The organism is Psychromonas saccharinae, assembly GCF_051201515.1.
Taxonomy (GTDB): Bacteria; Pseudomonadota; Gammaproteobacteria; order Enterobacterales; family Psychromonadaceae; genus Psychromonas.
Window position 1 is genome coordinate 4,301,392 of sequence record NZ_CP195153.1, and the last position, 22,289, is coordinate 4,323,680.

The 22,289-nt window shown below is 38.8% G+C and carries 20 protein-coding genes and 1 pseudogene; 12 read left to right on the top strand and 9 right to left on the bottom strand.

The genetic code is table 11. The features are described 5' to 3' along the window. Positions 1-5 precede the first annotated feature (5 nt). From ACR30L_RS19215 to ACR30L_RS19225, 3 genes are all read right to left on the bottom strand, one after another. On the bottom strand, positions 6-884 hold the full coding sequence (locus ACR30L_RS19215) for a transglutaminase family protein (RefSeq protein ID WP_435235842.1): 879 nt from the start codon (positions 882-884) through the stop codon (positions 6-8). Next, entirely contained in the window at positions 881-3,400 is a 2,520-nt protein-coding gene (locus ACR30L_RS19220) for a circularly permuted type 2 ATP-grasp protein (RefSeq protein ID WP_435235843.1), read from the bottom strand. The genes ACR30L_RS19215 and ACR30L_RS19220 overlap by 4 nt, the downstream gene beginning before the upstream one ends. A gap of 95 nt (positions 3,401-3,495) precedes the next feature. Further along, on the bottom strand, positions 3,496-6,807 hold the full coding sequence (locus tag ACR30L_RS19225; RefSeq protein WP_435235844.1) for a DUF2126 domain-containing protein: 3,312 nt from the start codon (positions 6,805-6,807) through the stop codon (positions 3,496-3,498). Positions 6,808-7,413: 606 nt separating this feature from the next. Here ACR30L_RS19225 and ACR30L_RS19230 point away from each other — a divergent pair. Continuing rightward, entirely contained in the window at positions 7,414-8,205 is a 792-nt protein-coding gene (locus ACR30L_RS19230; protein ID WP_435235845.1) for an SHOCT domain-containing protein, read from the top strand. Between the two features lie 110 nt (positions 8,206-8,315). After that, entirely contained in the window at positions 8,316-9,485 is a 1,170-nt protein-coding gene (locus tag ACR30L_RS19235) for a zinc-binding metallopeptidase family protein (protein ID WP_435235846.1), read from the top strand. 44 nt (positions 9,486-9,529) lie between these two features. On the opposite strand, the gene ACR30L_RS19240 is transcribed toward ACR30L_RS19235, so the two are convergent. After that, positions 9,530-9,703 (bottom strand): hypothetical protein, encoded by a 174-nt coding sequence (locus tag ACR30L_RS19240; RefSeq protein ID WP_435235847.1) that lies wholly within the window; start codon positions 9,701-9,703, stop codon positions 9,530-9,532. 141 nt (positions 9,704-9,844) lie between these two features. Continuing rightward, a complete protein-coding gene (locus ACR30L_RS19245) occupies positions 9,845-10,471 on the bottom strand; it encodes a TetR/AcrR family transcriptional regulator (protein ID WP_435235848.1) in 627 nt (208 codons plus the stop codon). 324 nt (positions 10,472-10,795) lie between these two features. Here ACR30L_RS19245 and ACR30L_RS19250 point away from each other — a divergent pair, with 324 nt between their 5' ends. Beyond that, positions 10,796-11,668 (top strand): dimethylarginine dimethylaminohydrolase family protein, encoded by an 873-nt coding sequence (locus ACR30L_RS19250; protein WP_435235849.1) that lies wholly within the window; start codon positions 10,796-10,798, stop codon positions 11,666-11,668. A gap of 96 nt (positions 11,669-11,764) precedes the next feature. On the opposite strand, the gene ACR30L_RS19255 is transcribed toward ACR30L_RS19250, so the two are convergent. Both ACR30L_RS19255 and ACR30L_RS19260 read right to left on the bottom strand, forming a co-directional pair. Continuing rightward, positions 11,765-12,982, bottom strand: coding sequence for an MFS transporter (locus ACR30L_RS19255; protein WP_435235850.1), 1,218 nt, complete (start codon positions 12,980-12,982; stop codon positions 11,765-11,767). A 203-nt stretch (positions 12,983-13,185) separates the two neighbouring features. Further along, a complete protein-coding gene (locus ACR30L_RS19260; RefSeq protein WP_435235851.1) occupies positions 13,186-13,671 on the bottom strand; it encodes a VOC family protein in 486 nt (161 codons plus the stop codon). A 273-nt stretch (positions 13,672-13,944) separates the two neighbouring features. Between ACR30L_RS19260 and ACR30L_RS19265 the strand changes: the two genes are divergently transcribed. The 4 genes from ACR30L_RS19265 (at position 13,945) to ACR30L_RS19280 (ending at position 16,396) form a co-directional block, all read left to right on the top strand. Beyond that, the gene (locus ACR30L_RS19265; RefSeq protein ID WP_435235852.1) at positions 13,945-14,460 is read left to right on the top strand and encodes a hypothetical protein; all 516 of its coding nucleotides are present in this window, start codon (positions 13,945-13,947) and stop codon (positions 14,458-14,460) included. Between the two features lie 357 nt (positions 14,461-14,817). Then, entirely contained in the window at positions 14,818-15,411 is a 594-nt protein-coding gene (locus tag ACR30L_RS19270; protein ID WP_435235853.1) for a PIN domain-containing protein, read from the top strand. Between the two features lie 23 nt (positions 15,412-15,434). Further along, positions 15,435-15,788 (top strand): GFA family protein, encoded by a 354-nt coding sequence (locus ACR30L_RS19275; RefSeq protein WP_435235854.1) that lies wholly within the window; start codon positions 15,435-15,437, stop codon positions 15,786-15,788. Between the two features lie 80 nt (positions 15,789-15,868). Continuing rightward, entirely contained in the window at positions 15,869-16,396 is a 528-nt protein-coding gene (locus ACR30L_RS19280) for a hypothetical protein (protein WP_435235855.1), read from the top strand. A gap of 144 nt (positions 16,397-16,540) precedes the next feature. Here ACR30L_RS19280 and ACR30L_RS19285 read toward each other — a convergent pair whose 3' ends face one another. Continuing rightward, on the bottom strand, positions 16,541-16,696 hold the full coding sequence (locus ACR30L_RS19285) for a hypothetical protein (protein WP_435235856.1): 156 nt from the start codon (positions 16,694-16,696) through the stop codon (positions 16,541-16,543). A 298-nt stretch (positions 16,697-16,994) separates the two neighbouring features. Between ACR30L_RS19285 and ACR30L_RS19290 the strand changes: the two are divergent. The 5 genes and pseudogenes from ACR30L_RS19290 to ACR30L_RS19310 form a co-directional block, all read left to right on the top strand. Continuing rightward, positions 16,995-18,110 (top strand): annotated as a pseudogene (locus ACR30L_RS19290) (pyridoxal phosphate-dependent aminotransferase); the annotation flags it as partial. 108 nt (positions 18,111-18,218) lie between these two features. Further along, positions 18,219-18,995, top strand: a complete 777-nt coding sequence (locus ACR30L_RS19295) for an ABC transporter ATP-binding protein (RefSeq protein ID WP_435237926.1) — start codon at positions 18,219-18,221, stop codon at positions 18,993-18,995. A 14-nt stretch (positions 18,996-19,009) separates the two neighbouring features. Continuing rightward, positions 19,010-19,720, top strand: a complete 711-nt coding sequence (locus ACR30L_RS19300; protein WP_435235857.1) for an ABC transporter permease — start codon at positions 19,010-19,012, stop codon at positions 19,718-19,720. Positions 19,721-19,730: 10 nt separating this feature from the next. After that, on the top strand, positions 19,731-20,414 hold the full coding sequence (locus ACR30L_RS19305) for an ABC transporter permease (protein WP_435235858.1): 684 nt from the start codon (positions 19,731-19,733) through the stop codon (positions 20,412-20,414). A 115-nt stretch (positions 20,415-20,529) separates the two neighbouring features. Further along, positions 20,530-21,285 (top strand): transporter substrate-binding domain-containing protein, encoded by a 756-nt coding sequence (locus ACR30L_RS19310; RefSeq protein WP_435235859.1) that lies wholly within the window; start codon positions 20,530-20,532, stop codon positions 21,283-21,285. Between the two features lie 42 nt (positions 21,286-21,327). Here the strand turns inward: ACR30L_RS19310 and ACR30L_RS19315 are convergent, their stop codons facing one another. Then, positions 21,328-21,951, bottom strand: coding sequence for a TetR family transcriptional regulator C-terminal domain-containing protein (locus ACR30L_RS19315; protein ID WP_435235860.1), 624 nt, complete (start codon positions 21,949-21,951; stop codon positions 21,328-21,330). Between the last annotated feature and the right edge of the window lie 338 nt (positions 21,952-22,289).

The following is a 22,289-nucleotide window of genomic DNA, read 5'->3' on the forward strand; positions in this document are numbered from 1 at the left end:
TAACGTCACTCTAATCGAATCATATCCACCGCAACATCTAGTAACTGACTGCCTCCACCAAATACAACTCCTTTTAAGGGAGTGACATCAGAAAAATCCCGCCCAAATGCGAGAGATATATGTTGATCGTTAGGTAACACATTGTTAGTTGGATCAAAGTCAATCCAACCAACGCCTGGTAGAAATACGGAAAACCATGCATGCGTTGCATCGGCACCTTCTAACTTTTCTTCTCCTTCTGGCGGTAACGTTTCAATATATCCACTGACATATCGTCCCGCTAAACCAATACTACGTAAACACGCTAACGCAAAGTGTGCAAAATCTTGGCAAACGCCCTTTTTTTGTGCAAAAACAACACTTAACGGTGTGCTAATCGTAGTAAATCCCGGATCATATTGAAATTCATGAAAAATTCGTGCCATCAAATCTTCACAGGCGGAAATTAGATTCGCCCCCGGACAAAATGAGATAAGTGCATACGCTTTAATGCCTTCGTCTATAACAGTAAATTGCGAAGGTATAACAAATTCAGCACTCTGCAATAATTCCGATGAGTTGGGCTCAGCAAGTAAATCGCGTACGCTTTCCCAAGGCATATCAACAAGACTAAAATCAATATTCGGCTTGGCTAATAATTCAACTTCACTGGTCATCGTAACGGTTAATTCTCGATGCTGCGTGGCAATTTCAAAGACGGTAACAGTATTATCAAAATAATCCTGAAAATGGCGTAAGTAACTCACAGGTGGAAAAATTTCAATTCTGCTGTTGTGACACACTTGTCCCTGATTCGTTTTCGGGGTTAATCGCGCCTGATTTTGGCATAAACTCACAAAATCCGCATATTGATAAGTAGTTGAATGTTTTATTCTATATTTCACGATTGGGCTTGCTCAATATTGGTCCAATTCAATTTTTTAGCTGTTTTAGTGTGAGAAAAATATTGCAGTAATAATACATCGCAAAATGTATCTAAATTCACACGTATATTATGGCTAAAATCAATTAACTGTTTTCGCTGCCCATCTTCACATTCCTGTAAATAATCTTTTTCAGTTAAATAACAAGTCGTTTTAGATAACAAAATGGCCTTCTCATGCGCCGCAATAACACCTGGCCGACGCTTAGTGGGTAAGTGTTGGCAGAGTTGATGAACTTGCTCTAACTGGAATAACAGAGAACGAGGATATTCAGCATCCAATAATAATAGCTCAATTCCTGTTCCAATACTTTGATACATACGATAACGGCGTTTGTGGGTCACTAAACTGACTTGAGAACTGAGTACCGCTTCTAATAATCCAAGTTCTTCCGGTTCGTCTAACTCCTCAGATAATAAGGTTAAACTCAGAGAGGTAATTTGAATACTGCGTTCAATCCTACGCCCAATTTCCAATAAAAACCAACCATTACTATTTGGCATACAATCAGAAATCGAGCCATTAAAAGCCATAATCGAACCAATAATTTTATCTAAACTGCTTTGTATTGCACGGGTCGATATTTGAATAGTCGCTTTTTTTAGTGATTCTATTTGTTCATTTACTTCTTCAATAATACGGCGACTATCGTGGGATAATAATTCTTGAACTTGTACCGCAGCATTCGACAAATATTTTAAGGTATTAATAATACTACCAGCACATTGTTCATCGGCAAGTAATTCAAATGCCGTTTCCTTTGATAGCGTCGGATCAAAAATGGTTAATGTCGTTTTTTCATTTACATAGGGGTAAACAATATGTTGTGACTTAATTGCACTTAAAAATCGAGTAACTAAATTGCGGCGCATCACATCGGGATAAATCGCTAATTCTGTATATCGATCAATAAAAATACGTAAAATACGAATTGTATTTTCACAACGCTCTAAGTAACGACCTAACCAGAATAAATGCTCAGCGGTTCGGCTTGAAATAACACCTTCCAGTAAACTCACATCCATCCGTTTTTTAATTGGTACCGGTACAATATGTGCTTCTGACTCAAAACTAGCCGCTCGGTTTATCCACGTATCTTTAATCCAACCGGAGGCCGTCGGTTCATTGCTTTTTTCATTCGAGAAGCATAATGCGGAAGGCAATACCTCAACACCGTGATCAGTCGTTAAGGCATAACATCGAAATACCACGGGTTTTGAGACCAACTTACCGTCGTGCCAGAAAGGGGCGCTACTAAAAACCGGTTTATCTTGGAAATAATAATCTTCAGGGTGCTTCGCAATAAGTTCCTTTATCTTTTCAGCATCCGCCACACCGTCTAATTTGAGGTTTTTATCCTTATAACAGGCCAATTCAAGCAAACTTAACTCTAAATTATCTGCTTGCTCAACACTATAATAATTAGGGCCATTAATGATCAGCGGTTGATTCAATAATTTTTCAGACAAGGTACTCAAATGACATTGAATCGCTGGCGACAATAAGACACCACTACCAAACGGATTCAATACCTTAACAGACCCTTCTCGTACCGCTTGTAATAACCCAGGAATACCATGCAATGAATATTCTGTTTGTTCTAAAGAATCGATACTGCGATCGGGGATCCAACGTAAAATAACGTTAATTTTCCCCAACCCTTGTAACGATTTTAAACAGACTTCCCCGTTACGCACGGTCAAATCGGCACTTTGTACCAAGGTATAACCGAAATAGGTCGATAAAAAAGCATGCTCATTATAATTGGGGTCGTCGATACCTTGGGTAAGAATAACAATCCGAGGGTCGTCCATATAACGTGTATATTCGTTAATACATTCTTCGTAAGTATCTAAAAAGTCTTTAATTTGCTGCACATTACATTCTGCAAACTCTTCCGCCATTACACGTCGAGCAATAATACGACTTTCTAATAACACCCCTAACCCGAGTGGACACTGGCAATGATCTGCTAAAACTTTAAATTCACCCGATGGCGTACGGTAAATATCCATCGCCGTAAAAAATAGTTTTAATTCGTAGTTAGGTAAGCTGAAGCCTTCGCGGAGATAATTACTATCTTGATATAATTGTTGAGCGGGAATATCACCACTAATCAATAAATGTTGTTCGCCGTAGATATCCTGTTGAATTTGGTTTAGAAGCTGTGTTCGTTGCTTGATGCCTTCCTCAAGTAACGCCCAATCGTCTTTAGAAAACATAAATGGTAGCGGATCAAAATGCCATTGTTGATTGCTTTTATATTTAATATTGCCATTTTGTAACAGTTGGCTAATCTCAAAAGCACGCCCACTAATATCCTGCGCCGATAAGCTAGAAAGACGATTGAATAAGGTATCCCAGTGTTCGGGGTTAATGCCACTGTGATTGGCTAGTTCATCATGATTATGTAACTTATTCAGATATGAAGATAACCATTTAGGTAATTCCTGCGCGGCGTTATTTTTTATATACAAGCTGACCATGCTCCCTGACAATTTTAGGGCCTATCACAGACCCTAATCATTCCACCTTAAATAATTTCAAAGTGGAATGATACATTTATCTATCTTTATTTAAATGATGGTTGTCGACGCAAATCTAAGGTACTTGGGTAATCTGCATTAATGCTTTCTTCTGGCGGTACAACATACTCACTTACGGTTTCAGCCGTTTCAAAATGATGTCGTGCAGCTGAAGGAGTCCAACTTGGTCCACCCGATGCCAATAATGAAGGTGTATGCCCATGTTCCCAGAATCGTGCAACGCGACGTCCTTCTGCTTCAAAGGCATTCACCGGCAAGCTTTCTGGATTACGGCCCCCCGCATGACTCACATGATAAACAAACCCGCCCATTGAGCGACCTTCCCAGGTATCGATTAAATCAAATACCAGTGGAGCATGTACACCGATGGTAGGATGCAATGCAGTGGGTGGTTGCCATGCACGGTAACGAATACCCGCCACCATTTCATCTTTCGCTTTACCTTTCACTGCTTTCAATGGCACACGACGGCCATTACAAGTGACGATATAACGTTCTCCAACCATCCCCGTCACTTTAATCTGTACCCTTTCTAGTGACGAATCAACATACCTTGCAGTACCCGACGCACTGGACTCTTCACCTAATACATACCAAGGTTCAATCGCCGTTCTTAGCTCCATGGTGACATTGTCAAGCTCACGCGTCCCACACACTGGGAATCTAAATTCAAAGAAGGGGTCAAGCCAACTTATTTGGAATTGATACCCTGCATTTTGTAAATCTCGACACACTTCCGATAGGTCATGCTCAACATACTGTGGCAATAGGAATTTATCGTGTAACTCGGTACCCCAACGTACTAGCGGTTTGTGATAAGGCTTTTGCCAGAACCAAGCCAAGAGCGTTCGTAACAGTGCCATTTGCACCAAACTCATTTGTGCATGCGGCGGCATTTCAAAGCCCCTGAATTCAACAATACCTAAACGACCCGTTGCAGAATCCGGTGAATATAATTTATCAATACAGAATTCAGCACGATGCGTATTACCGGTTAAATCCACCAATAAATTACGTAATAATCTATCCACTAACCAAGGCTCTGGTACTTCACCTTCAGGCATATGCGAGAAAGCAATTTCTAACTCATACAACAATTCATCACGGGCTTCATCAACACGTGGCGCTTGGCTGGTTGGGCCAATAAATAAACCAGAAAATAAATAGGATAACCCTGGATGATGTTGCCAATAGGTAATAAAGCTTCGCAAAATATCAGGTCTACGTAGAAACGGGCTTTGCTCCGGCGTTTCACCACCGAGTGTAACGTGGTTACCGCCACCGGTGCCGGTATGACGACCATCGGCCATAAACTTATCCGTCCCCAAACGCGCTTGTTTCGCTAGACCGTATAGGGTTGTTGTTCTTTCAACCAATTGATTCCACGACGTTGAAGGGTGAATATTGACTTCGATAACCCCCGGATCTGGGGTCACCGCATATTTTTCCACACGACTGTCTTTGGGTGGGCTATACCCTTCAATAATAACCGGCATAGATAATTCTTTAGCCACAGATTCGACAGCAGTAACGATCTTCATATATTCTTCGAAATGACTGGTTGGCGGCATAAAGACATAAAGACGCCCTTCTCTTACCTCTAATACCAGCGCCGTTTTGATCATCTCCTTACCGATAAATCCTTTCTTAGCTTTTTTAGTTTTAGCAAAGGTTTCAGGAATATCAAAGGGGTCGCGGTCAATAATATTATCAGTCCAATCAAGACTGTCTAAGGGTAAACGATAACCTAATGGTGACTCACCAGGTAAAAGGAAACAATGACCGCGTTTAAATTCCCAATCACATGATTGCCAACAATTTTTCCCATCATTCCACTTAAGTGGTAAGGCATAACCAACGGGCTTTTCAATCCCACGTTCCATTTTAGCCAATAGGCCTTTACGACTCATTGCATCAAGCAATTCTGGTTGTTCTGGGTTCAGTTCAACGGGCAATGAAGCTTCCTGCCAAAGATGATAAAGAATATCTTCGTAGGCTGTCGTCAACGCTTTTGTATCAAGTCCTAATGATTTACACAATTTATCTGCAAACTTTTTAGTATCCGTATGATCTAATTTATAATCTTTGTTCGGATCGCCTAATAAGCTTGGGTCTTTCCATAATGGCACGCCATCTTTACGCCAATAGCAACCATATTGCCAGCGCGGTAAAGGCTCACCAGGATACCATTTACCTTGGCCATAATGAGTAAAACCGCCCTTCGTAAATACCTTATTCATTTCCACAAATAAGGTTTGAGCTAATACTCTTTTTTCTTTCCCATCGGCTTCAGTATTCCATTGAGGATGCTCCATATCGTCTATCGATATAAACGTAGGTTCTCCCCCCATGGTTAAATGAATACCTTCTTCAGTAAAGACATCATCAACCTGTTGACCTAAACGATTAATTGCAGTCCACTGCGCTTCTGAATAGGGTTTCGTTACACGAGGATCTTCATGTACTCGCGTTACTTTATTATAAAAACTAAACTCAGACTCACAATCATCGATACCGCCAGTCACCGGTGCGGCAGAACTTGGCTCTGGTGTACCCGCAAGTGGAATATGACCTTCACCAGCGAACAAACCTGAAGTCGGATCAAGACCAATCCAACCAGCGCCCGGAATATAAACCTCCGTCCATGCATGTAAATCAGTGAAATCTTCCTCAGGTCCACTCGGACCATCTAAGGACTTCTCATCGGAGGTTAATTGCACCAGGTAACCAGAAACAAATCTTGCAGCTAACCCCAAATGGCGAAACAATTGAACTAATAACCAAGCGGAATCGCGACATGATCCGGTTTTCTTAGTAATCGTTTCATTCGCAGTTTGCACCCCAGGTTCAAGACGAATACCGTAGCCAACTAAATTAAAAATAGCTTGGTTAACTTCAACTAGGTAATCAACACTTCGAATGGGCTTTTCTGGTCGTAAGGATTCAATTAACTCCAAAAATTTAGGACTCGCTTTACGCTTTTTAAGGTAAGGAGATAATTCAGCTTTTGACACCGCATCATAAACAAATGGAAACTCTTCGGCATACTCCTCTAAAAAGAAGTCGAAGGGATTAATAACGGTCATTTCTGCGATTAAATCGACTGTAAAACTGAATTCAGTGGTGGGTTGATTAAAAACGACTCGTGCTTGGTAATTGCCGAAAGGGTCCTGTTGCCAATTAATATAATGATCTTCTGGTAATATTTTTAAAGAATATCCTTTAATTTTTGTGCGGCTATGTGGTGCTGGACGTAAGCGGAATATATGAGGCCCCATATTAACAGACCGATCGTACTTATATTGAGTATGGTGTGAAATACCAACGGTTATTGTCATCGATTAATTCCCCTTTAATAATGATGTAGTCATATACAAAACGTCTGACTTAAACTCTCTTTACGATTAAGAAGTGCAATTTCTATTCCACTTTACTGGTGGAGCAAACTATGTATGTCACGCTACTTGAAATATGTATAAATATGCTAATTAAACAAATATTTACCTTTAAAATAATGTGGAAAGCGAATAAAAAATCAGCTAATGGTGCAGAAAACGCACCAAAATAGTACTAAAAATATCGAATAATTAACTTCTATCAGAATATACTCAATTTCATCATTTGAATATAAAAATACAAATTAAGATAGAATACATCGCTGCATTTCTTTCTAAACGAATAACAAACCAAGATATAACCCCCCTCCCAATTAGACACTGGAAATGAATAACAAATAGTTCTTAATAAAACCAGATTAAACATCCTTAAAGGTGCTACAATAGAACGAAATTTAACCGTTTTATTTCATAGTAAAATGAACATGCGGTTTTAGTATGACACTTCCGTTAATCTTTCATCATCTGATACTTAACGCGGTCCCTATACTCACTCATTTTATTAACACTTATAAAATAAACCACACTCATACTAATTAGGATATTTTTATGCAAAAGCTAACCGATATTGGCGAAAATCTTGTCAATAATATAGCGTCACGTTATGGCCTAAGCCATGATGCAGTAGTCCACATGTTAGTTGCTGTAAACAATGGTGGCGGTTCAATGGCTCAATTCAATTGTCCCGAACTTGGTGGTTCAGGGCAATGGATGCGAGGAGGTATGACAATGGTCGGCGACATGTTCAACAATGGTTTAAAAAATACCGTTGATAATCTATGTAACGAACTTGCCGATATACTCGTCAACAATCAAGTATTTCCAGTTATTCCCGCTGGCACGCCAGGTAGTAATCAATGGTGGCCAGGTGATTTAGGCACACCCTTTAGCAGTGGTGCTCAAAATAACATTCGCTACGCTGTTTTCCCTAACCGTTTAGCCGTTGAGTTAAATGGACAAGTTTCTGTCTATGACACATTAGATAACAACATTAGCGGTGTAAGCCAACAACAAGGCGGTAATACCTCTCTGACGTTTAGCAGTCAATGGGGCAACATTAGCGTTAGCAGTTTACCTTTGCTTTCAGGACAAAGTATCGAACCACCGCAAAATAACTTTGCCGAACCCGCAATGGCACCACAACAAGATATGACACCAATGCCCGAGCCGGTTAATACAATAGAACCCATGAATACGGCTACACTCGATAGCACAGCACCACAATATTCAACCAATGAAACCCTTGAAATTATTGAAAAACTGGCACAACTACGAGATATTGGTGCGCTCACTGAAGATGAATACAACGTTAAAAAAATGGATTTATTAAAACGTATTTAGCCACACCATCATCTATCATTACGGTTTACTTTTTCTCAATTTTTTAAGGCAAAGTAAGCCGTTAGGATAGTTAATCTCTTAAGCCTTCTTTTTATCAATTCGGTACGTAGATGAAAACATTCCAATGTAATTGCAACAATGAACCCACTTTATTTTTTGAAAGCAGCCACTGTCTTTCTTGTCATAAAATAGTCGGACTAGACGATGACTTCGATCAAGTAGAACCCTATGAATTAGATAAAGAAACAGGCCTTTTCTTCAAATCATCTGAACCGCAAATTTTTTATAAAAAGTGCGATAACAATGCCCATTACCACGTCTGTAATGGCATGGTGAATCTTAATACCTTTGAACCAGCAGAAGACAGCGATGAAGTACTTTGTTTTGCCTGTCGATTTAATGAAACTGTGCCAGATTTAACCGTTCCAGAACATATTCCTCTGTGGAAAAAAATGGAAACAGCGAAACGCCGCGCTTTATATACATTAAAGGCATTGCCGGTACCTTTACGCAATATCAAGCAAGATCCTGAAGGTGGATTAAGCTTTGATTTTACGACCGATCGCAACGTAAAAGATCATTTTGCGAGCAAACTCCCCGACCATGAAACCGTTTTTACCGGCCATGATGCAGGGCATATCACCATTAACCTTGCCGAAGCTGACGACGTCGCTCGCTCACAAACCAAAATTGCAATGGGTGAGAAATACCGCACTTTACTTGGCCACTTCCGTCATGAATTAGGACACTATTACTTCGATAAATTAATTATTAACTCGCCGGAAAAGCATACCTTATGTAAACAATATTTTGGTGATGATGAACTCGATTACCAGGAAGCACTCAAACATCATTATGAAAATGGTGCCCCTGCAAATTGGCGCGATACCTTTATCAGCAGCTATGCGACCATGCATCCCTATGAAGACTGGGCTGAAACCTGGGCACATTACATGCACATCATCGATACTTTAGAAACAGCACAAAATTTTTCTATTAGTAGTTCAACATCGCATGCAACGGAAGAAACAGAGGAAGTCGGTGAATTACGTTTACCGCAGGATGCTTATTACTTCTCGGCACAAACATCAATTACTGACATTTTAGATGCGTGGGTTGATTTCTCGGTGATCCTTAATTCGCTCAATCGTAGTATGGGACTACCCGATGCCTATCCTTTTGTACTTACTCAAGCAGTACGTACCAAATTAGCATTCATTCATCACGCAATTCATAATCGCTTACATTTGTTGCCTGAATTAGAAACCGAATCGAAATAATAAGCGCTTACAACAGGCAACCTAGTGTTGCCCGTTGTGACACTTTAAAAAAACTGATAAAGACCATAGGTTAAAGCTGCACCTACACAAATTCCAATAAACAGTGACATATAATCAACACGACCAAAGGGCACATATTTACCTTCCCAATTATCAACATTGCCAAGCTTTTCAATTTTTGATTTATTATTTGTAACGCCGGGATTTGGACAACTCATGATGAACTCCTTATGGCTTAGCTCGCTTTAATAAAACTCAACTAAATTATAGGGAAATAACCGCTGTATTCTTTGACTCACTCAGCAGTTATAACAATACAAGTCGCCGCTTAGAAAGCGGAATTTAATTCTTATTGAGAATTACGTTACATAATCATTGAGGTTTATATCCAATAACTGACTAAAAGCGTGAATCGCCGTATCCACTAATTCATTGGCTTCAAATTCATCACCGATAATACCACCTTCGATCCACAAACCATCAAGCACGGCATTACACGCAATACTTAACCGACGCAACTTCTTATCCGTCATTGGTCTCTTCTCTTGCCTAAACATATCAGCAATCAAATCTTGAATATGATGACGTAATAAGTGGTAGGTTTTTTTATGGCTTTCACGCATCGAGTCATTATGAAATAACAACTGAAAAAAACCGGCCCAAATTGCCAATACCTGCACATCAATAACGGGCGGTTTCACCGAAGCTTGCACAAACATCGCCATACGTGTTTTTGCACAATCATAATCACCTTCTGATGCACTCGAAGCAACATCAATCAAACGCGTCATATGTTTTTCATAGGCCGCAATAATTAACTCATTTTTACTTTTAAAATGATATCTGATCAACCCTTGAGTCACCTTTGCTTCGTCAGCAATAGAGCGCACGGTGGCCGCTTTCACTCCACCAGCAGCAATAACACGTAGAGTCGCATCAATCAATTCATCCTTGCGAGTAACAGGTGTTTCTTTTGGGGTTGGCATTGATTTTCCAGTCATGGGCAAATTACTTTAATGAATTTAATTATTTAAAAAAGAAAAAACATTATACCCGTGGTACTTGATAATTAACATCAACAACAAAACTATACACTTGTATAAATTAATACAAGTGTATAAACTAAATTTAATGATTAAATACCAATTCTTTTAATTAGATGAACTATTTGGATGCAGGAAAAATGTATGAAAATAAGGCATTAATTGCAGTAGCTAGTTGTTCTAATTACAAAATCAATGACCAAGCTAGCATTTATTTTAATAAGTAGATAATTATTGGATTTGGTATCACAGCAAAGGAAATAAAACATGGCTGATTATGGTTGCCAATTGATGGCGAAAAAAATGTCTCACGTATTAATGCGTCGTCCAGGTAAAAGCTTATTAGAAGCAGATCCCGCAGTTTGGCATTACAACCACTTTTTTAATGCAGAGCAAGCCATTAAAGAATACGACGAATTTGCAAAACTAATTGAAGCCACGGGTGCTGAAATTACATGGATAGAAGATCAAGGCGATGGCCTATCCGACGCAATGTTTACCCGCGATTCATCATTAATCACCAAAGCTGGCGCGATTCCATTACGCATGGGCAAATTATTACGAGCCGATGAGCCGCAGTTACATGCGCAAATCTATCAAAAAATCGGTATTCCGATCCTTGGGGAATTAACTGGCAGTGCCATGATAGAAGGTGGTGATACGATTTGGTTAAACGAAAACACACTGATTGTCGGTCTCGGATTCCGCTCGAATGAAGAAGGCATTCGCCAACTCAATGCATTACTTAATCCGCACGGCATTACAGTGCTAGGTTTTGATATGCCCTACTGGTCAGGTAAAGAAGCTTGCTTGCATTTAATGTCAGTCATTTCCCCATTAACCGAAACCAAATACCTAGTTCACCCGCCTTTAATACCGGCGCGTTTATGGACGTTAATGCAAAATGAGAATATTGAATTAGTGGTCGCCCCTGCCGATGAATTCGAAGCGTCATTTGGCTTGAACTTGAATGTATTGCCCACATCACCTGACAACTGCATCATGATTGATGGCTTTCCAAAAACTAAAAATGTGATGGAAGACAATGGCGTGAACGTCACAGTGTTTAACGGTGACGCATTGTGCATGGCCTGTGAAGGTGGCCCAACTTGCTTAACGAATCCAATTTATCGCGGTTAACAAGCCGTAGATTGTCTCATTGTGTTTAGCAATACAATAAGGCTATACCCAAGCTACCTGAAAATGCAGATTCAAGTGGTTTGGGTATATAAAACATTATTTATTTTTTCCACTAAATTCCGTTAACCAGTATAGAAATGCAAGCGCACCAAACGCCCCGCCTAACCACGACACACCTGACCAACCGCCAAATTCAAAGACATAGCCCGAAGAAGCCGAACCCACTACGCCACCAAAGAAAAAGCAGGTCATATACGCCGTTGTAATTCGACTTCTCGCCGCTGGATTTAAGGTATAAATAACACTTTGATTTAAGATATGCGATCCTTGCTGACCCACATCAAGCAATATCACGCCAATCATAATTGCCACAAGATGCTCACTAAATACTCCCATGATCATAAAAGAAATCATAATTAACGACAGTAATAATCCAGTACCTAAACGTGTACCGCCATTGTCATGTAATTTCCCTGCAAAACTGGCACTCAACGCCCCCGCTGCACCGAGCAAACCAAACAACCCAATGATTGAATCACTATAGTTATAAGGAGGTTTAGCTAACAGAAAAGCCAATGATGTCCAAAACACACTAAAGGATGCAAAACCTAATGTACCGTAAACAATGCGGCGGCGTAACAAAGGCTCATCACGAAATAAATGCATCACCGAACCAATCAAGGCTGGATAGGACATACGCGTTTCACCATAACTATTAGGTAACATCTTCCATAGGATAACGGTTTGAATCAGCATGCTACAGGTGGCAACACCAAACACCGCTTGCCAACCATAGGCATCGGCAATCACACCCGACACGGTTCTCGCTAGCAAAATACCCAGTAATAATCCTGACATCACTCGGCCAATCACCGCACCACGCTGCCCTTCTTCGGCTAAAGCAGCCGCAAAGGGCACTAATACTTGTGCAGCAACAGCTGTTAAACCAATTGCCAAACAAGAAAATAAAAACATACCAATGCCCGTCGATATTGCAGCACCAGCCAATCCAATCGCCGTGCCCGCTGTAACAACCGTAATTAAACGGCGTCGTTCAAGCAGATCGCCAAGTGGAACAATTAAGACTAAGCCCAACACATAACCTAACTGGGTCATGGTAATAATCAGCCCAGTAGTACCAATAGATGTACCAAACACCTCAGCTAGGGTATGTAATAAAGGCTGTGCATAATATAAATTCGCCACCGCCATACCGCAGGCAATCGCCATCACATACACTAATAAATTATTGGGCTTTAACGACGGCACGATTGCAGACGCGTGATCGTCACGATCATTCGATTGATTAGTCAAAACAGGTTAACCTCTAGGCTGAAAATAAAGACTGGAAAATAGCGAGCAGAAAGTCACTGTTGATAATGATAACCTGTCAATGCAAAGAATGTAACGGCTAAAAAGAAAATCCCCATTTCCAATCAAGATAGACCTTGTATGGCAATGAGGATAGAGACAAAAAGCCCCCCCCCCCTTAAAAGACAGCCTCAATATTTAATTCATTACGAATATTCAGTGGCATATGTTTCTTCGTAAGAGTGAGAGTACAACTCAAATAAGTTACCAAACGGGTCTTCTAGATAAACCATTTTCGCTTGCTTACTCTCATCTTCTGGATGGTAACGCATTACATCCATACGTACTTTACCGCCATACTGCTCTGTACGCGCCATCGCCCCTTCAAAGTCATCGGTTTGTAGGCAGAAATGGAAGATACCAAGGCGAGAGAAATCAACCACGTGGCGGTCATCGCGGTCAATCATTTCAAACATCTCAACACCAATACCATCCGTTGTCACAAGATGTGCAATATTAAACCCTTTAAACCCCTCACCAAACACCGCAACACACATTCTGCCAATCGCAGTTTCACGTTCTTCCTGTACTTTAGTATTATTCATTACAATACGAAGCCCTAGCGCTTTAGTGTAAAACTCAACGGCTTTATCCATATCACCCACCATAATACCCACATGATTCATTTTCATAACGCTCTCCAATAAGATGTTTTTAAATTCATTGTTTGTTTCGACGAGGTGATGATAAGTGGAAATATAGATAAATTAAAATTATGATATTTTATTAAGTTGATAACAAAAGTTTATATATATTAAAAACACATACTTCTATATTTTTGCAATTTTATTGCTAAATGTGTAAATTACGACCTAAGTTATTGATAAAAAATAGGTATCTTTATTGAAAACAATATTTTCAATAAATTTATAAAAAACCTCCCATAAATATTTAAAGGATTATTAATGAATAAGATTATTACCACCTGCCTGATGTTAACTTCCCTTAATGCGCTTGCTTCTACTTTAGAATCAAAATCAATAAAACTAGTAAAAAAATATAGTTCAACAATAGCTTGTTCTATTAATAAAGACTCATACAAAGCAGAAGGAATAACAGACAATTATGATGAATATGTAATAGTGTATTGGGAAGGTGATATTGGTTGCAGTGGCGGAAATGGTTCAATAAATGGGGAGTTCACTGTCGTTAGCAAAACCCACTGGGGCGATCTTATGGTTTTGCCTAAAATTCAACAACCTGAAACTAAGTTAGTCTGTGTTGATACAATGGTTAATAAAAATGAACTTTTAAATGTGAATGGTATAGGTTATGGTCCAAATGATCATCAAAGAACTCCAAATACTCGTTTTCAATACACTTTAAAGTTAGATAATTTAAATAATAAATTTGAAGTTGTTAAACAGGTAGATAACCCTAATATCAAAATTGATAATGAGTGCACTAGTAGAGTTAGATGATAAAAATACATTATATTATAACCAAATTGACTACGCGATCTCCTTCCATTTTTCATATTCATTAAAAAGTGATTGAGCAGTCTAAGACTCATAAAATGGTTAGAAGCAACCTTTCCTTTGATTACTTTTCTTTGCCTGAGCAAAGAAAAGTAATACGCTATCAAAGCGGAATACCAACAATAAAAGATACATCAATAGCAACAAGCGAAAGCATACGAAAAATACAAATTAAACACCAAGTTATTCCCGATAAAACCACTCAGCCATAACATATAAAATTAATATTAAAATACACTAATAATAACAAACGAGAGCATATAAAAAAATAAAGGAGTTAACTTGCGAACGAATTATATAATGATTGATCTAGAAAATGTTCAACCTCAAAATTTACAATTACTAAAAAAGAATGATTTTAAGGTGATTGTTTTTGTAGGAGAAAAACAATCAAAACTATCATTTGAGCTTGTAGCAGCAATGCAAAGTCTAGGAAGCAATGCTGAGTATATAAAAATAAATGGGAATGGCCCTAATGCATTAGATTTTCATATCGCATATTATATTGGTGATATTTCTGCAAAAAACTCAGATTGTTTTTTTCATATAATCTCCAAAGACACAGGCTTTGATCCTTTAATTGATCATTTAAAATCTAAAAAAATTCTTGCTAGTCGAGTTAAAGATATTGCTGATATACCATTTCTTAAACTCACCACTACTATATCTGTAAGCAAAAGAGCCGATACTATTATTAAACATCTGAAAGGAAGAGGAAATGCAAAACCAAAAACAGCCACCTCTTTAATAAACACGATAATTTCATTATTCCATAAAACACTTAATGAAAAGGAACTAAATCAAGTTTTAAATGAATTACTTAAAAGAAAAGTAATAATAAAAAATGGCTCAAAAGTAACTTATAAGTTAACAAGTTCATCCTCAAAAATTTAAGAAAACAATCAAAGGGAATTGATATGTCAGAAAAAGAACACACGGGAAGTTGCCATTGTGGTGAAATCCAATTCAAAATCATCACCGACTTTGCAGAAATAACCACCTGTGATTGCTCAATTTGCCGCCGAAAAAATGCATTAATGGTCAAGGTACACGAAAGTAAATTTACCTTAATCCAAGGCAAAAATTTTTTTTCTGAATACCAATTTCACACCCATACCGCCCATCATTATTTCTGCAGTAAATGCGGCATTTATCCATTTCATCGAAAAAGAGTCACGCCAGACTATTACGGTATCAACGTCTTCTGCTTAGCAGAGTTTGATCCTGAAGGTATTCCTATTCGAGCGACGATTGGCGCGGGCATGAAATAATCCCACAAAATTAGGTTATTGCTATAACCTCAAAAAATGTAACAAATACAATAATGGACAAACAACAAAAGGATCAGTAAATGTTAAAATATATTTTAATTATCGCGGTGGCATTTGGTGCCTATAAGGGCTTTATGGAATCCGATGGTTTCGGCTTACTGGGCAACACAATCACCTCCGATGACTACCATTTTGAAGTCACATTTTCCAGCAAACCCGAAATGAAAACCAATACGGTTAATCTTCCCGGTTACCCTGAAATGAAATTAACGAGTTACAGTACTAAAGAAGATAATTTATTCTGTATGGCTTCCGCTTCGGATTTTTCAAACCAAACCGAAGAAGTCGGTAGTCTTTATGATCAAATCGATTCTGCTGAAAGACGTTTATTAAACTCTTTTGGTGGCTCAATAATCAGTAGCGATACAATTTACAAAGGAAGTATCGAAGGTTATGAAATTAATTCACAAACAAAAGATGAAAAACTAATAAAAAATCAAGGATTTATTAAAAGTGAAATTCTTTATACCTTAATGTGCCATTATGACGACGATGAAAAAAATAAATCAGCAGTGAAAGACTTTATGTATTCATTTCAATTTATTTAGTACACAAATATTAACGTTAACGAAAATGGTAGAATCTAGGGTAACCATAAATTGATTAATTTTAAACGTTGGTTATCCTACTTATTATTTTAAATTCTGCGTAGTCAGTTGGTTGGTAAGACACCAATAAACACAAGCGAAATCTTACAAAAAAGACGAGATTCCCAATAAAATACTTTGGGAATGACGAGATAATAGGCCAAGGCGTTCACTTATCAGCAACACGATATCCCTCGTTTTTTGAATTAAATCAACTAAAACCAGATATTCTTTAGCATTACTGTTAATATCGTCAGCCATAACACTTTCTTTGTGAATTTTTTTCAAAATTTCATTGCGCACCTATCTGGTTCAAAGTGTTAATTAAATCATACAATAGTCTTCGTATATCAGTCATACCAAGGTCTAGCCTTCGCACCAAAAAATAACTAAAAATCATATATTGCACCGTTTTTGGGATCACTTTAAAACGATTTAGTTTTAACCGTTTTACTGTTGAACGATCGTATATTTATACTGTAATCTAAAAGCAGAGCAACCATGAAAGACTATCAAAACAGCCTAAAACAAGGAGCTTAAATTGAATTATTCACCATTTGTGAATCGAATAAAGAGCCAGGGAGGCAAAGCATGGGATATTCATTTTGAAGCCCTTCACGATCAAAAGAAAGGAGCCGATGTTATTGTCCTTAGTGTCGGAGACCCTGACTTCAACACCCCCGATATTATTTGTGAAAGTGCAATTAAAGCAATTAAAGAAGGCGATACACATTACACAGAAACCTGTGGTCAAATTGAATTACGTGAAAAAATTGTTGAGCGTTTTAACCTAACAACACAATACCCGATTACTTTTGAACAAGTCGCCGTGCTTCCCGGCACACAAAACGGACTGTATTGTGCTGCAGCTTGCCTGCTAGACCATGATGATGAAGTGCTTGTACTTGACCCAGCTTATTTAACCTACGAAGCAACTTTAAGGGCTTCAGGGGCAACCGTCGTGATGGTTCCCACCATTACCGATGAATATTTCCGATTAGATCCAATCGCTCTTCGAAACGCCGTCACTTCAAAAACCAAAGCTATTTTCTTCGCTAATCCGAACAACCCGACTGGTCGAGTTATGTCGCGTGAAGAACTCGAAGAAATTGCCATTATCGCAAAAGAATTCGACCTTTGGGTTGTGACCGACGAAGTGTATAACTGTTTAAGCTTTGAGAAAGAAACCTTATCTATTCGTGATTTAGAGGGTATGTCTGAACGTTGTGTTGTTTTATGTAGTTTGTCTAAATCACATGCAATGACCGGCTGGCGTACCGGTTGGATGATCGCAAATAAAACGATGATTGAACATGTTGAGCAAGTCGCTTTGAATATGTTTTACGGTTTACCCGGTTTTATTCAGCAAGCCGCAGCCACTGCACTCGATAATTACGATGAAATAACCCAATCCATGCGCGATATTTATCGTAAACGTCGCGACCTAACCTTAGACGCATTAAAAGACTGCCCTGCTATCAAAGTATTAAAGCCCGATGCAGGTATGTTTTTATTATTAGACCTTCGTGCGCTGCCAATGTCGACCGAAGATTTTGCCTGGGCACTTTATAGGCACAAGGGAGTTTCAACCTTAGATGCCGCTGCATTTGGTAAGACTGCCGATGGATTTATTCGTATTTCCTTTACGGTAGATGATGCACAGTTACTCGATGCTTGTACTCGTATCACCGCCTTTGTTACTGATATTATTAATAATAAAATTACCATCGAAAGCAAACAATCAACCAACACAGCGCAGGCCACAATCCCTGAAAGCGGTATTATTTTACCGAAAAAAGTTATTGAAGTAGTGAAGTTACACAAAAGCTTCGGCGATCATGAGGTGCTTAAGGGCGTTTCACTTTGTGCAAGAGAAGGTGAAGTTATCTCACTGATTGGTGGTTCTGGTTCGGGTAAAAGCACACTCTTACGCTGTATTAATATGCTAGAAGTCCCTAATAAAGGCTTAGTGTATGTCAATGGTGAAGGTATCAATATAGATATTGACCATAAAGGTGAACCCTTTGTAAGTGACCAAAAACAATTACTCGATATCCGTTCTCGCCTTGGTATGGTCTTTCAAAACTTTAACCTATGGCCGCACCGCACGGTACTCGAAAACTTAATTGAAGCGCCTATTCACGTTTTTGGTGAGTCGAAAGCGGAAGCGATTGAACGTGCAGAAGGTTTGCTCGAACGTGTTGGTATGTCTCACAAACGCGATGAATATCCTGAATTTTTATCGGGTGGTCAACAGCAACGTGTTGCCATTGCACGCGCACTAGCGGTAAAACCTAAAGCCATGTTATTTGATGAGCCAACCTCAGCGCTTGATCCTGAGCTCGTGGGTGAAGTATTAAAAGTGGTTCGTTCCCTAGCGGAAGAAGGTCGAACGATGATATTAGTGACCCATGAAATGGACTTCGCTCGCGATGTTTCTTCACATATTGCCTTTTTACATAAGGGCGTTATTGAAGAGCAGGGTAAACCAAATGATATATTTAATAACCCTGAAAGTGATCGTTTCCGTCAATTTATTAGTACGCAATACAGCCATTAATTAGGAGAAGATCAATGAATGACGCTTTTCAATTAATAGGCTTTGATGAAGGTGCTTGGGGCCCGGCGCTAGCAAAGGCGACCGTAGTCACCATGGAAATTTCAATCGGTGCTTTTATAGTCGGAATATTACTCGGTTTGGTCACCGCATTGGCTAAACTTTACGGTAACTCAAAACTTCAAACGATTGCGAAAACTTATACAACGATTTTTAGAGCCGTCCCTGAGTTGTTACTGATCATATTATTCTTTTATGGTGGTAGCGCCTTAATCAATTCAATTTATGCTTACTTCGGTCATGATTCTGTCGATGTTGCTGGCTTGCCTGTGGCTATCGCTGTATTGGGATTAGTCCAAGGTGCCTACGCCTCTGAAATTTTCCGTGGTGCTATACAGTCGGTCAATTCAGGGCAAACAGAAGCAGCCCTTGCTTATGGCATGAGTAAAACTAAAATATTTTTTCGGGTAACCTTACCGATTATGGCACCGTTGGCCTTAGCGGGTTTATCTAACCTGTGGGTTAACCTGATTAAAGACAGTGCATTGATCAGTGTTATCGGTACAAATGAACTGCTGTATACCGCAAAACAAGCGGGGGGTTCGACACGTGAATATTTACTTTTCTTTTTAACTGCCGCCTTTATTTATTACGTGATTACACTCATCTCAAGCTATCTCTTACGCATACTTGAAGTTTATTTACGCCGCTGGCAACCAAAGCACTAAGGGGAACAACGTGGATATATTACTTGAGTACTCAGATTTACTTTTGGGGGGCTTAAAGATAACTTTTTATCTTTTAGTTATCTCCTTTATTTTCGGATTCATCTTTGCCATTGCCGTTGCTTTGGCACGTTTGTCTAAATTTAAATTAATCGCTTATCCCGCATTTTTATTTACTAGCGTGATCCGTGGTACGCCCTTATTGGTGCAAATTTATATTTACTATTACGGATTAGGCGCAGCTTTTTCTCAAATGCCTTGGATCCGCTCTAGCTTTCTGTGGTCTTATTTAAGAGATGGCTTTTGGTATGTAGCCATTGCTTTAATTGTATCAACGGCAGCTTATTTAGGCGAAGTTATTCGTGGTGGATTATTGGCTGTACCTAAAGGTGAAATAGAAGCTGCACGGGCATTTGGGATGACGTCAACGAAAACATTATTTCGCGTGTCTTTACCAAGAGCGCTTTATCAACTCGCGCCAACGTTGGCTGGTGAAACCGTCTTACTACTTAAATCAACTGCATTGGCTTCAACCATTGCGGTAGTCGACTTACTCGGGGCTGCGAATCAGGTGCGTTCTATCACCTTTGAAATTTACAAACCCTTGCTACTGGTCGCTGCTATTTACATCATTATTACTTATATCATTGAACTCTGTTTTGCGCAGGTTGAAAAACGTATTCCAGTAAGAAGTTAGTTTCAAATTTTTATGCAACGATGAATGGCTGTTTTTCAGTCATCCACTTTTATTTAAAAATAAAATGAGCACATTATATGTTCAACATTAATTACTCAATAACAAGGAAGAAAAAATGAAAAAAGCACTACTCGTAATCTCAATGGTCTTAACAAGCCTTTCGACGCAAGCCGCCGACATTATCAAAATTGGTGTAGCTGCGGAACCTTACCCTCCTTTTTCAAGTAAATCTGCCGATGGCACCTGGCAAGGTTTTGAAATTGACCTTATTCATGACGTCTGTGAAAGAGCGCAACTTAATTGTGAAATTAAAGATATTGCCTGGGATGGTATAATTCCTTCATTACAAGGCCATAAAATTGATGTAATTTTCAATTCAATGTCAGCGACTGCTGAACGTGCTAAAAAAGTATTATTTACTAACCCTTACTATAATACATTACCCGCTGTTGTAGGCTTAGAAGGTCAAAAATTTGCATTCGATAAAGCAACCTTAAAAGGTAAAATTATTGGTGTTCAAAATTCAACAATTGCTGCCATTTACATTAAAGAGAAAGCCGGTAAATTAGCAACAATTCGTTATTACGATACGCAAGATGCCGTCAACTCTGATCTACTAGCTGGTCGTATCGACTTCATGTTATCCGATGATATTTCTGCCGTGCATTTTTATAAGAATAATAAAGCAGGTCTTGAGTATTACGGCCCAGTTACCTATGAAGAAAGTTTAGGTAAAGGTGTTGCTGCTGCGGTTCGTCTTGATGAAACGGCATTAGCCGCGAAGTTAAATACGGCTATCGATGCACTTGTGGTAAGTGAAAAATACAACGACTTATCAATGAAGTACTTTGGTACAAATATCGCGCCATAGTCTGTTATAGGCAGGGAATGATAATTATCGTTTTCTGCCTATTTATTCTACCGTATACAATCCTGCTTGATATCCCTTTGCCCAATTCCGACAAATTTTTAATGCACTTTCCAAGGACAAATCTTCTGGCGCTAAACACAAACGCACCCACAAACCATCTAATAATGCCATAAGCCCCTGTGTCGCTAAGGCAATATCTGTGTTTTCTAATCCTTTTTCATGATTAATTTCTATCAATAAGTGATTAAGAATTTCTTCTATTCCACCATTCACGGCTTCGTAAGCATTAGCCATATCCTCGGAGTCACTCACCAAGCTCCAAAATACTAACCACGGTTTTAATAAGTCTTGCTCGAAGAGTTGTTCAGAAAAACTACAACAGAAAAACGCATCAAGTTGCTCCGAAGCCGAATTATTAGATATTTCGAGATAACCAGAAATAGATCGCAAAAAATCATCGGACATTTCTCGATAAGCACAGGTTATTAGTGAATAAATAGAACCAAAATGATGATTAACCAAGCCTTGAGAAACATTGGCTTCCTTCGCGATTTTACGTACTGATAGTCCTGCATATCCTTCATTAATTAAGCTCCGAATTGCACTTTTAATTAATAATGCTTTTCGCTCATCTGGTTCAATTCGATCAAATTTCTTAATGCGCATAACAGGTCTATCTGCCTTATTTTATATATACAATGTAAGACTATGAAAGTCAGGCTCAACTTAAACCAAATACCCCGTAAACATCAAGTGTATGAGGCTGTTTTTGTTATAAATAATGCTATTTAACTGACACATCAATCAGAGAAGTATTAATAGAATACTCATTATGAGGATAGGCGAACAATGTAAAGAAGTACTAAAAAAAACACCCTTCTATTAATGCAATAGAAGGGTGTAATAATCAATCGTCGAGATAATATTGAAAAATAAACGTAACTACTCAGGCCGTCGCCCTTTAAGCTTATTTCATCGTTGAAAAATGCTCATTTAAACCATTA